The 13486-nt window shown below is 35.0% G+C and carries 10 protein-coding genes; 3 read left to right on the top strand and 7 right to left on the bottom strand.

Going from position 1 to position 13486, the window contains the following annotated elements; all coding sequences use genetic code 11:
- Nucleotides 1–32: 32 nt before the first annotated feature.
- The 5 genes from ribD to GA0061080_RS08005 all read right to left on the bottom strand — a co-directional run bounded on the left by ribD (nt 33) and on the right by GA0061080_RS08005 (nt 4744).
- Nucleotides 33–1163 (bottom strand): bifunctional diaminohydroxyphosphoribosylaminopyrimidine deaminase/5-amino-6-(5-phosphoribosylamino)uracil reductase RibD, encoded by a 1131-nt coding sequence (gene ribD, locus GA0061080_RS08025; protein WP_091123838.1) that lies wholly within the window; start codon nt 1161–1163, stop codon nt 33–35.
- Between the two features lie 8 nt (nt 1164–1171).
- Nucleotides 1172–1624, bottom strand: coding sequence for a transcriptional regulator NrdR (gene nrdR / locus GA0061080_RS08020; RefSeq protein ID WP_091123833.1), 453 nt, complete (start codon nt 1622–1624; stop codon nt 1172–1174).
- Between the two features lie 225 nt (nt 1625–1849).
- On the bottom strand, nt 1850–3205 hold the full coding sequence (locus GA0061080_RS08015; protein ID WP_091123829.1) for a PFL family protein: 1356 nt from the start codon (nt 3203–3205) through the stop codon (nt 1850–1852).
- A gap of 35 nt (nt 3206–3240) precedes the next feature.
- Complete coding sequence (locus tag GA0061080_RS08010; protein WP_065637052.1) at nt 3241–3510, bottom strand: ACT domain-containing protein; 270 nt, start codon at nt 3508–3510, stop codon at nt 3241–3243.
- A gap of 553 nt (nt 3511–4063) precedes the next feature.
- Nucleotides 4064–4744, bottom strand: a complete 681-nt coding sequence (locus GA0061080_RS08005) for an HD domain-containing protein (RefSeq protein WP_209435775.1) — start codon at nt 4742–4744, stop codon at nt 4064–4066.
- Nucleotides 4745–5097: 353 nt separating this feature from the next.
- Here GA0061080_RS08005 and mprF point away from each other — a divergent pair, with 353 nt between their 5' ends.
- Together mprF and GA0061080_RS07995 are read left to right on the top strand one after the other, a co-directional pair.
- Nucleotides 5098–7701: a bifunctional lysylphosphatidylglycerol flippase/synthetase MprF gene (gene mprF / locus GA0061080_RS08000; RefSeq protein ID WP_209435774.1), complete on the top strand. Its 2604-nt coding sequence runs from the start codon at nt 5098–5100 to the stop codon at nt 7699–7701.
- 1 nt (nt 7702) lies between these two features.
- On the top strand, nt 7703–8983 hold the full coding sequence (locus GA0061080_RS07995) for a virulence factor family protein (protein ID WP_091123827.1): 1281 nt from the start codon (nt 7703–7705) through the stop codon (nt 8981–8983).
- 75 nt (nt 8984–9058) lie between these two features.
- On the opposite strand, the gene GA0061080_RS07990 is transcribed toward GA0061080_RS07995, so the two are convergent.
- The gene (locus GA0061080_RS07990) at nt 9059–9955 is read right to left on the bottom strand and encodes a DMT family transporter (protein ID WP_091123823.1); all 897 of its coding nucleotides are present in this window, start codon (nt 9953–9955) and stop codon (nt 9059–9061) included.
- Between the two features lie 501 nt (nt 9956–10456).
- Here GA0061080_RS07990 and glnD point away from each other — a divergent pair.
- Entirely contained in the window at nt 10457–13111 is a 2655-nt protein-coding gene (glnD, locus tag GA0061080_RS07985) for a bifunctional uridylyltransferase/uridylyl-removing protein GlnD (RefSeq protein ID WP_091123819.1), read from the top strand.
- Between the two features lie 84 nt (nt 13112–13195).
- Here the strand turns inward: glnD and GA0061080_RS12930 are convergent.
- On the bottom strand, nt 13196–13486 hold a 291-nt coding region (locus GA0061080_RS12930; protein WP_245174463.1), incomplete at its 5' end, for a transposase.

Genomic DNA, 13486 nt, shown 5'->3' with positions numbered 1-13486 from the left:
TTTAGTTTTGAATGTTACTGAAAAAAGTTATTTTACAAAGTGGCAAGTGATTTTCTTTTTAAAATAACTCGCAAATCATCACCCACCATAGCAATCGATTCAAATTCAAATTGTGGCGCTAATGAAAGCTTTTGCAGATTTGGCAATATACACATATCTAACGCATTATGACCAAGTAATTTTGGGGCATAATAAATAATTAATTCATCCACTAAATCTTGTTCTATTAGAGCTCCAGCCAGATGAGCACCAGCTTCAACCCAAACCGAATTTATTTGTTTTTCGGCTAATAATGCAAACAATTTAGATAAATTTATTTGTTTACAACTAGATGATTCTATGATTAATTTGGTATTTTGTTTTGCAATAAGGCTATCTTTTTTTCTCACTATCCATGTTTCACCTGGCTGATTAAAAATATTTTCAGTACCTATTAGCTGATCTTGACTGTCAAGAATTACACGAATAGGTTGCCGGATTTTTTCTGGTAGGTAGATTTTTTTTATTTCATCAGGTAACTGATAATATCTAACTGTTAAACTTGCATTATCAGCTTGCACAGTCGCACGAGTACTTAAAATACAGCTTGCTTGAGCTCGGAACTGTTGAACATCTTCTCTTGCCTTATTTGATGTTATCCATTTGCTTTCACCTGATGCCATGGCAATTTTACCATCTAATGAGACGGCGAGTTTAAGTTGTACATATGGCAAACCCGTCCGCATACGTTTTAAAAAGCCTTTATTAATCGCTTCTGCTTGCTCAGTTAAAACGCCAATGGTGACATCTATTCCTGCTTCTTTTAAGCGTTTAATACCATTACCTGCAACATTAGGATTAGGATCTTGCATCGCAATAACTACGCGAATAATGCCAGCTTTAATAAGCGCATCAGCACATGGTGGGGTTCGACCAAAATGGCTACATGGTTCTAATGTTACATAAGCAGTTGCGCCGATTGCTTCATCACCAGCCATTTTTAGTGCATGAACTTCGGCATGAGGCTCACCAGCTTTTTGGTGATAACCTTTGCCAATTATTTGATCATCTTTAACAATGACACACCCCACATTAGGATTTGGTGTTGTTGTAAAACGACCAAGCTTAGCCAAATCAATGGCTTGTTGCATATAGAAGTGATCTTTATTGCAAATTGCAGTCATATTGTTGATTATTTTTGTTGTAACTTAGCAATTTCATTACTAAATTGTTCGATATCGTCAAAACTAAAATAAACCGAAGCAAAACGAATATAAGCAATTTTATCTAGATTTTTAAGTTCTTCAATCACATAGTCACCAATTAATTTTGCTGGGACTTCACGTTCACCTGTTGCTCTTAGTTTAGATTTTATACGTGTAATCGCATCTTCAATGGCATCAAAACTCACTGGACGTTTTTCAAGAGCCCTTTTCATACCATTACGTAATTTATCTTCATTAAATGGTTCGCGAACTTTATTACTTTTAATGACATTAGGCATAATTAATTCAGCAACTTCAAATGTAGTAAATCTTTCATTACATTCAACACATTGGCGACGACGACGAACTTGATACCCTTCACCAACAAGACGTGAATCGATCACCTTTGTATCATCTGCATTACAAAACGGACAGTACATAATAATATCCTTATAATGACATAATTAGGATTAAAATAGCTGAAATTTTTAATTTAAACAAGATTGATTCGTATCTTAAATTTTTGCTTTTGATCTTTTGTATTTTGAAATATTTGTTTAAATTCGATACAGCATTTTAGTTTTGGATATCTCGCCTACTTTATTATTGTAGGCGTGATAAACAAAGTGATAAATAAAATAGTTATTTTATTGAAAACTGATACATTAATTTTTAAATGAATGAATTGGCGCAGGAATTCGTCCACCACGATTAATAAAATCACATGAACTAAATTTATTTACTGGCATAACTGGCGCATGACCAAGTAGCCCTCCAAATTCAATATTGTCGCCAACGTTTAATCCTATAGCAGGAATTATGCGAACAGCAGTTGTTTTATGATTAATCACGCCTATTGCTGCTTCGTCAGCGATAATCGCAGAAATAGTTTCAGCAGGTGTGTCACCAGGAATCGCTATCATATCAAGCCCAACCGAGCAAACACAGGTCATTGCTTCAAGTTTTTCAAGATTAAGTGCGCCATTATTTACTGCATCAATCATTCCTGCATCTTCAGAAACAGGAATAAATGCACCACTTAATCCACCAACATGACCGCAGGCCATTACGCCACCTTTTTTTACGGCATCATTGAGCATCGCTAGTGCAGCTGTAGTGCCATGTGTGCCAACGGCTTGTAATCCCATTTCTTCGAGTATATGAGCAACCGAATCACCAATAGCAGGAGTTGGTGCTAATGATAAATCAACGATACCAAATTTAACCCCCAAACGTTCAGAAGCCTCTTTACCAACCAACTGTCCCATACGAGTGATTTTAAACGCTGTTTTTTTGATCGTTTCAGCAACAACATCAAATGGTTCCCCTTTAACTTTTTCAAGCGCACGTTTAACAACGCCAGGACCGCTTACGCCGACATTAATCACACAATCGGCTTCGCCTATTCCATGAAAAGCCCCAGCCATAAAAGGATTATCTTCAACTGCGTTGGCAAATACCACTAATTTAGCACACGCTATACTACTGTTATCTGCCGTTAATTCTGCTGCTTCTTTGATGATTTTTCCCATCTGTTTTACTGCATCCATGTTGATCCCAGTTTGTGTAGAACCAACATTGACCGATGAGCAAACACGTTCTGTTTGTGCAAGTGCTTGTGGAATTGATTTTATTAAAATCTCATCACCTTTATGGTAACCCTTTTGTACTAATGCTGAAAACCCACCAATAAAGTTAACACCAACCGCTTTGGCCGCGTCATCAAGTGTTTTGGCAAACTCAACATAATCTTTGTCATCACTCGCACCTGCGATTAACGAAATAGGGGTAACTGAAATACGTTTGTTAATAATTGGAATGCCAAATTCAGCTGCGATTTCATCACCAACTTTAACAAGGTTTTTGGCAAGATGAGTAATTTTGTTATAAATTTTTTGACGAGCTTTTTTTCCATCACTGTCAATGCAATCAAGCAATGAAATACCCATAGTTATTGTACGAATATCGAGTTTTTCTTCCTCGATCATTTTAATGGTTTCGAGGATTTGCTTAGTTTCCATTCATATTATCCTTATTAAAAAGTATAAAAATTAGATTATAAACGATGCATGGCTTCAAAAATTTCTTCTCGCTGTAGATTCACTTTTACTTTAAGGTTATCGCCTGTTTGAATAAGTGCTGTTTTTGCTTCATCAAATGAAATATTAACTTTGGATAAATCGAGTAACATAATCATTGTGAAATATTCATCCATGATAGTTTGGCTCACATCCAAAATATTAATGTCTAATTCATATAATTTCTGGCTAATACCTGCAATAATGCCGGTTTGATCCTTACCGATAACCGTTAGAATGGTTTTCATAATACCCCCTTAAATAAAAACTAGACAATTTAATAAGATTTATTGAGCTAACTATAATAGCATCTTCAAAAATTATCGAGTAAATTTTATCACTGCCAACATTAAAACAATTCTCTCTTTTTTTAAAATGACTTTTTAGCTCTAGCCGTTTTACCGATTACACGAATTTTATATAAGCCTATCTTTGGATGTTAAAGCAGATGTAATGCGTGTTTCACTATTTTGCTTTTATTATTTGTTTTTATTTTAGTTGCCTAGTTTTGTAAAAAATATTCAGGACTCTATACCGTTTCAATTTTAAATTCAGTGGCTAAAAGCTTATTTCATAAGTTAAAAACACAATGGATATCAGCATAAACTAAACATTATTGTTCAAGCTAAATTGATTATGCCTTTGATGGAATGAGTAGGAACGTTTCAATTCTGCTGTAGTGTGCCGGTGTGCCAGTACATTTTTAATTGTGCAAAGGGATAGCTATTTAAAGACTGATTAAAATTAGTTTCTAAGTTAGTTAATGCCTACTTACTTAACTCAACGATAAAAAGCGAATAGTCAACTTTTACCCAACCACTCGTTTTCAAACTGGGCAACAAATTGAACTAAAAAGTGATGTCGCTGTTCAGCCATTTCTTTAGCCGCCGGTGTATTTATCATATCTTTAAGTAAAAAAAGTTTTTCGTAAAAGTGATTAATGACAGTATTAGGTTGTTTATAGCTCTGTTCAGTCATTGATGTTCTTGGTGGGATTGATGGATCGTGCATTATATTATGTTTATTTCCACCATAATAGAAAGTTCGCCCAATACCAATTGCCCCTAAGGCATCTAAACGGTCGGCATCTTGCACAATTTGGCCTTCAAGCGATAAAGTTTTCTTATTGGTAAGATTTTTTCGGTATGATATGTTTTCGATAATAGCAAAAATCAGCTCAATGTCGTTATCAGTCAAAGCTAGCGATATTAAATACTGACGTAGTTCAATCATAGCTTGGTTAACATCATCAACCACTTTATCATCAATAATATCATGTAAATAAGCACTTACAATCACAATAAAACAGTTAGCTTTGGGTTCATGTTGCAAAATTTGCTCAGCCAATCTCACCACTCGTTCAATATGCGCCATATCATGGCCTGTAAAATCATCGGCAAGTTTTTGCTTTACAAAAGATTGGATATTCAAAACCATTTTTTGCTGTTGCTGAGTTAATTGCGTATTTGGTAATTTATTCATCTTATTTCGGTCCAAAAATAGTTAGTAAATACTTTACTAAACATAGTAACTCAATCCCCATTTAGGATGAATAACTCATCTTAGCTATTTGCATATCATTGTGATAGGGTTTTTATCGTTTTAATAGCATTTATTTATAGTTTCCTTTCTTGTCGTTTTAGGCTGATATCTCTATATTATATAAATAAACAAACTGTTAACTTTTTATATTAAAAATGTCAAGAACCTGAAAACATAAATCAAAAGAAATTTAATGAGGCTATTTTTTATACATCCATGATTGTTTTAACGAGATTGGGCAGGTAAAATGCGCAGATAAAAATATTATTAAAGCAAATATTGGAGTTGATTAAGTGAAAATATCAGCGCGTAAAGTTTTGCCTTGGCAGTTCATAGAATACTTCACCCGCTATCGCCAATTTTTAGCTTTACTATTTGGCTTATCTATCTTTTTTATTGCGCTTATTGTGTGTTGGCACTTACTTAAGGAAATCAACCTTAACGAGTTAAAATATGCTATAAATCACCTGCCAGCACATGCAATTGTATTTTCAAGCCTATGTGCGATAGGCAGCTACTTAATGTTAATTTGTTACGAATGGTCGGCTGCCCGTTATGCCGGTGTTAAATTAAAACCCTCAACAATTATTAGTGGTGGAATTTGTGCTTCGGCCATTGGTAATGCAATCGGGCTATCGGCATTATCTGGTGGTGCGGTGCGTTGTCGTCTTTACTTTAAACAAGGTTTAACCACCATCGACGTGGCTAGAATGTCGTTTTTTGTGACATTATCATTAGGCTTTTCATTACCATTATTTGCTGCAATCGCCGCTCTTATTCACCCCCATCAAACCATGTTAGCGCTTCATATAACAAAAAGTGGGGTATGGTTAACAGCAGGCAGCGTATTTAGCATCTATGCTTTATTACTCGCTTTTTTATATTGCCACCGATTGCCACAAGAGCCAAATAAAGACACCCGATTATTTAAATTATTTCGATGGACTATTCGTTTACCTAACATGCGTTTAGCAAGCTGCCAACTTGTTATTACATTATTTGATGCTATTTTAGCCGGCGCTATACTCTACTTTTTGTTGCCTATACAACCTAATTTTTTCACTTTTATTATGATTTATATCCTCGCATTAGTTGCAGGCGTATTAAGTCATGTGCCTGGTGGTGTAGGTGTATTTGAAGCCATTATGTTAGCGGCATTATCATCAGAAATTGGAACCGCATCATTAACAGTTGCCCTACTTATTTACCGTATTATTTATATTTTACTGCCTCTTATTCCTGCCACTATTTTATTACTCGCAAACGAAGGAAAAACCTTTTTAGTAGCGCCACAAACTAAACAAACCGAAACAGGCATTGCCGCTACTGTTATGGCTGTGACAGTATTTTTTGCGGGTGTTGTGATGATGTTTTCAAGTGTCTTACCTGGGTTTAATCATCAACTAGTCAGTACTTTTATACCCAAAAAAGTGATTAATATTGCGCACCTAAGTGCTAGCTTAATTGGTATTTTATGTTTATTACTTGCAATGGGGCTTCGCCGTCGATTGTTTTCAGCTTGGGGCGTGTCAGTCATATTATTACTGATGGGGAGTGTGCTTTCATTACTACGAGGATTACACTGGATAGAAGCAGGCATATTATTATTGGTTACCCTCTTATTAATCCATTTTAGACATGCTTTTTATCGAAAAAGCCGCTTGATTATCATACCGTTTTCTTTTCATTTTTTTGCTATTTGTTTTTGCATGATTGCCCTTTTTGTCTGGGTAATATTATTCATCTATCAAGATGTTCCTTATAGCCACGCATTATGGTGGCAATTTGAGTTAGATAGCAAAGTTCCTCGTGCGCTACGAGCAGCGTTAGGGAGCTTTATTTTATTAAGTTGCGTGATGCTATTTTGGATTTTCCGCCCAGCATTACCTATTTTAAACACACCAAGCGACGAACAGCTTAACAAAGCCTACAAAATTATTTTAGGTTCAAAACAGCCTGAAGGTGGGCTTGCTATGAGTGGTGATAAATCATTACTTTTCAATGCCAACCAAAGCGCATTTATTATGTACGCAAGACGTAGACGAAGCATGGTCGCGCTTTATGATCCAATAGGCGATAACGCCGAAAAAGCCGATTTGATTTGGTCGTTTCGTGATTTATGTGACGAACATCACCTGCGCCCAGTGTTTTATCAAGTCAAAGCAGCCAATCTGCCTTTTTATATGGATATTGGTTTGCGCACAGTTAAACTTGGTGAAGAAGCATTAGTTAACTTAAAAATATTTGATTTAACATCAAAAATTTATAAAGATCTTCGCTATACATGGAATCGTGGTCAACGCGATGGCCTTTCTTTAAAATTCTACCCACCAAAAACGGCACCGCTTGATGAGTTAAAAGCGGTATCTGATGCTTGGCTTAAAAACAAAAATTCAAACGAAAAAGGCTTTTCGTTAGGGGCGTTTTCTAAACAATATTTAGATAATTTTACAATCGCAGCTATTGAATATGAAGGTCGAATTATTGCTTTTGTTAATTTGTTAGAAACAGAGCAAAACTATTCAGCCAGTATCGACTTAATGCGCGTTGTGCAAGATATACCCAAATTAACAATGGAATTTTTGATGGTCGGTTTGATTTTACACTATCAAGAAAAAGGCTTTAAATACTTTAGTTTAGGAATGGTACCACTTGCGGGCATGCAACGTCGTCGTGGCGCACCAATGATTCAAAGACTTGGAGCATTAGTTTTTCGTCGCGGTGGGCGTTTTTACAATTTCCAAGGATTACGCCGTTTTAAAGAGAAGTTTGCAACACATTGGGAACCCCGTTATATGGCCGTTCCAGCAGGACTTGATCCTTTAGTTGCGATCATTGACACAACCATGCTTATTTCAGGTGGAATAACTGGACTAAAAAAAAGTAAGAAACCATAATATGAAAAAACTTTTACGCTATATTTTATTGCTAATAATCATAATACTCATAACATTACTGGCCTTTATTGGTTGGGATTGGGTAAAAAATCAAAGCAGCGCATCAGTAAAAACGATAACAATTAGCAATGATTTTTCACTAATATCAGCAACTCCTAAACAAACAGCTGAAGCCGCAGCGATAATTATTGCTACTAATGAAAATCATTTTACCGAACAAACTCTTTTAGAGTTATCTAAAAAAATGGGAGCAAAGCTAGTTCAATTTGAACTAAAACCACAAGCAAGTTGTGCCGAACAACAAAACCGATTTAACCAAGCAGTAAAAATATTAGGTGAGTCTGATTTTGCTGTTGCAGGAATGCGCGAGGGCGCTACTTTTGCTTATCGATGGTTGGCCGAGCAACAACGTGACGATGCAAAAGCGTTATCAATAGAATTTATATTAGATCATAAAGATTGTGATGACCCATTGCCATCTCAAGCAAACCATGGAACATGGCAAGTAATTTGGAATAATCCACCTGAAGAAGAAGTTGCAGTCTTTCCGCGGGAACAAAAAAAGATTGCTGTCACCACATCAATTGGCGAATATCAAGCATCTCCAGTTGAACTATTAAGCCTGCATCTTGCATCAGTTCTATTTGGCAAACATGAGCAGCTACCTGTTATTGAATTACCTGCAACCACCAAAGAAGTTCATCCAAATACGGTGACGCTTTATTATTCAGGTGATGGCGGTTGGCGCGATTTAGATAAAGTATCAGCCGAATACATGGCTTCAAACGGTTATTCTGTTGTGGGTGTTGATGCATTAAAATTATTTTGGCAACACCGTTCAGTTGAGCGTAGCGCCAAAGATCTGAGCTATTTGATGCAACAATATCGTGAAAAGTGGGGAACAACTCGTTTTGTACTTACAGGCTATTCATTTGGAGGTGACATTTTACCGTCACTTTATAACCGGTTATCAACTACAGATCAAAATAGTGTTCAAGCCATTGTGATGATCGCCTTTTCAAAAGATGCTAATTTTGAAATCGAAATCAGTGGTTGGCTTGGTCAATCAGGTACTGAAATGAAAACAGGTCCAGAAATCAGCAAAATCCCAGCTAGCAAACTATTTTGCATTTATGGCGAAGAAGAAAAAGACGAAACTGGATGTTTACAACCTGAAATGAAAGGTGAAGCATTCAAATTACCGGGGGGACATCATTTTGATGAAAATTACCAACACCTTGGGCAAATTATTATGAATGCAATCGATAAAAGGGCGCAATAATTAACTAACCATCTCAAATATAAAAACCGTTTTCAAACCCAAAGCTATCATGTGTCTTTGGGCTTTTTATAAGTATTAGTTTCTTTTTATGCGAATTTTACCTTCTGACAATAATACACCGCAGAGTGTAAAGAATGTGCCTATAGCTGCAATCCAAGTAAAAGGCTCATTCAAAATAACTACAGCCGCAATAATGGTAAGAATCGGCACTAAATATAAATAAATACTAATCTTAACTGCACCCACTAATTTAACAGCATAATTCCAAGAAGCAAAACAAATTGCTGAAGCACCAATACCCAAAAATAGCATGTTGAGCAAATTGATAGGAGAAGTAAAACGAGATAAATTCCATTCAAAATCAAAGAAAGACAACACAGGAAACATCAATATCAAACCATAAAAAAAGAATCGTCTTGTTAACAAAATCGTATTGTAACCATAATTACTACTTTTTTTTGTTAAAATCGAATAGCACGCCCAAAACAAACAAGCCAACATAGTGAGCAAATCGCCAAGAGGATTGAGCGAAAGTACAAACTGCCCATTAAAACTAATTAGGCCAACACCTACAACGGCAAATAAACAACCAATATAAAAACGCTTAGGTGGTGTTTCGACTTTTAAAAAAAATATTGATAATATGGCAGTAAATATTGGCGCTAAAGTGGTAATGATGCCAACGTTAGACGCTGTTGTGTAGGTTAATGCAATATTCTCACATAAAAAGTAACAAGTGACACCACAAAGCCCTGCACATAAAAACATAAATTCTTGCTTAATACCCTGCCAAGAAAAAAAATGTGGTGATAAAATCCAAAGAACAATATAACCCAAACTAAATCGAAAAAATAAAATTTCAATTGGCTTAAAATCGGTTAATAAAATTTTAGTCGCAATAAAGGTTGTTCCCCAAATAAACACTGTCATCAGTGCAATAAGGTGCCCTTGTGTTCTTTTTGAAAATAACATGAAAATTCTCTCTGCTAGCTTATTAACTATTTGGTAACCAAAGCTTGATTGCTGCTTAATCGGTTGGAATTAAACAGGTTATTTATGTTTTAAATCGCAATACGATAATATGTATGTTTGTGATATCCACTGATATTATAGAACTTTCCGATATGATTAAAGCATTTAAAAAAACTACTTGTGTAGATGCTTATCAATGATAGCGTTTAATACTCAAATAATCATTAAAACACCGGATAATTTTAATTGATAATAGTTAGTACAGAAGTTTAAGTCAATAATAACTTAACTTATGGCAATTAAGATTAAGTTGCTTGTGATTTTTATACACCATGTTTGGTGTACTTTAAATAGATAATACCGCTTTTTTATGATCGAATTATTTTTTATTTTGGGATTGTACTATTTTATAGGTAGTTACAATAATAAACTGTTGCTTGACAGCAACACTAAATCGGGTAAGGATCTTGTTCAGATTTCCTTAATTTTAATGTTATTGCTATGAATAAAAAGCGCTTATCTTACCTTATATCTCCGCTTGATTTTGATGATGATCAGATAAATATTACTTATCTAAAACAGCAGCTTGAAGCCTTTCAACAATGGTCTATGGTGCAATTTAAGCAACAGGTTGATATTGATGTGCTAGTGCATTTACGTAGTCAATTTATTGATCAGCTACTTGAGCGATTATGGCGCTTTTACCAAATTCCTAAACATGTTTCCTCTTTTTTTAAACGCAATCGCATTGCATTGGTAGCGGTTGGTGGTTATGGTCGGGCTGAATTGCATCCATTATCAGATATCGATATTTTGATTCTTAGCGATTATCCATTAACCAAAGAAATTGAAAAACAGATTGGCAATTTGGTTCGTTTGTTATGGGACTTGCATTTAGATATAGGGCATAGTGTTAGAACATTAAGACTTTGCTTACAAGAAGCAAAAAATGATATATCAATTATGACCAATTTGATTGAATCAAGACTTATTTCTGGCAATCAATTACTATTAGATGAACTACATAAGCAAATTTTTAGCGATAAAATCTGGCCATCTCGAGAATTTTATAAAGCTAAAATTCAAGAACAACAAGAGCGTCACAAGCAATATCATAGCACCTCTTATAATCTAGAGCCTGATTTAAAAAATAGCCCAGGTGGGTTGCGAGACATGCAGATCATTCAATGGATAGCAATCCGCCATTTTGGTGGCGAGTTTTTGCAAAAAATAGCAGATTTCAACTATTTAACGCCTGAAGATATTGAAGACTTCAAAACGTGTCGTAAATTTTTATGGCGAATGCGTTTTGCGCTTCATTGTGTGATAACACGTTATGATAATCGTCTACTATTTGATCGTCAGTTAAGCATTGCCAATATGTTAGGCTATCAAGGAGAAGGTAATGCGCCTGTTGAGAAGATGATGCACGACTATTATCGCGTTGCTCACAATATTACCGAACTTAATCAAATGTTATTACAGCTATTTTATGAATCTATTCTTGAGCATAATTCAAAAAATAAACCTTATGATATTGATGAACATTTTCAAATTCGTGACAAACTCATTGATGTCAAAGATGATGAGATTTTTAAAAAAGATCCTGTTATGATTATGCAGCTTTTTTATACAATGTTGCTTAATCCGCAAATTACGGGGCTTTATTCAAATACTATTAGGCAGCTACGTTCTGCAAGAAAAAAATTGAATACTTTGCTATGCGAAGATCCTAAAGCTCGACAAATCTTTATGATGATCATCAAACATCCAGATGCAATAAAGAAAGCTATTTTACCAATGCACCAATATGGCATATTGGCCGTATATATTCCAGAATGGAAACATATTGCAGGAATGATGCAATTTGATCTTTTTCATGCCTATACGGTTGATGAACATACTATTCGATTGCTAATTGAATTAGATAATCTAAAAACAGATGATGGTAAACAAAAACATCCTAATAGTTCAACCGTATTTACTAAATTATCTAAACCAGAACTTCTAATTATCACAGGATTATTTCATGATATTGGTAAAGGTCGACATGGTGATCATTCCGAAATAGGCGCAAAGCTAGTTGAAAAATTTTGCCAATTACACCAGCTAGATGCCAAAGATACCGATTTAATTATTTGGTTAGTGCGTTATCACTTACTTATGTCTGTAACTGCGCAAAATCGTGATTTGCAAGATCCTGCCGTAATTCGAGAATTCATTCAACTAGTAAAAAGTAAGCGTCGTTTACAATATTTACTTTGTTTAACTATTGCCGATGTTTGTGCAACTAATGAAACACTTTGGAATAGTTGGAAGCAAAGCCTAATGCGTGAGCTTTATTTTACCGCAATGCGATCTTTTGATTCAGGTATTTACCAAATTCCAGAGCAACGCAATATTGCAAGACAACATAAACAAGAAGCATTAGCCATGTTACTAAAGCAAAATTATGATGAATGGCAAATCAAGAATTTTTGGCAAAACTATCGTGTTGATTACTTTCTGCGTTATACAACCGAACAAATTGTTGTACATGCCCAAAATTTATTACACCATGATTTAACTCAAACCTTAGTGCTAATTAATCCAAACCCATATCATGGTGGTAGCGAAATTTTTATTTATTCACCAGACAGGCCCTATCTATTTGCAACTGTCTGTAATATATTAAGTATGCATAACTTGACTATTCACGATGCCCTTATCATTACTAATAAAAAAGGATTTGCCCTTGATACATTTATTGTACTTGAACCAAATGGGCAAACAGTGCAAGAAGATCGGCATCAAGGCATTATAAAAGCGCTTGAAAAGGCACTACAACGCCCTGTTTATCAAGGTGTATCAATCAAACCTCCAAAGAAAAAGTTGCAATCTTTTTGTGTACCAACGCAAGTTAATTTTTTATCTTCTTTTAATGAAAGACAAACGTATATGGAACTTATTGCATTAGATAGACCCGGATTACTTGCTTGTGTCGGTGAGATATTTGCTAATTTAGATTTATCGCTGCGTAGTGCTAAAATTGCCACAATTGGTGAACATATTGAAGATTTATTTATCCTAACTAGTAAATATAATAATGCATTAGATGATATGACCTGTAATCAATTACGAGAATCAATAATAAATGCCATCGACGCAATGAGCTAATTATGTATAGGAAAATATCGAGTTGTTAAAATCACATTTTGTTAGGAGTACCAAACGTTAAAAAGCGGGTGTTGGCAAAGTTCATTATATGAATAAAAAAAGGACACAAACTGTGTCCCAGATTGATGACAAACCTCGATATAATTCGGGGTTTATTTTTTTATTTAAACCATAAATAGGATTTTTAATTTGGATTTTATTAAATAAATTAAAAAATAGCCTAAAAAAACGTAACAAAAATAGCTTTATCGCTATTTTCTTGATATTTTGAGCCGTTGCAGCCAATAAACACTGCATTTGAACCTGCGCTCTTCCTCTAAATCTTGCATAGCGATGTCCGTGGTGTTGTTTAGCGTCAGCAAAGCTGCGCTCTAT

It is taken from the genome of Gilliamella intestini, from assembly GCF_900094935.1.
GTDB classification, from domain to species: Bacteria; Pseudomonadota; Gammaproteobacteria; order Enterobacterales; family Orbaceae; genus Gilliamella; species Gilliamella intestini.
The sequence above is the reverse complement of the archived record's forward strand: the minus strand, read 5'-3'. Positions and strand labels throughout refer to the sequence as shown.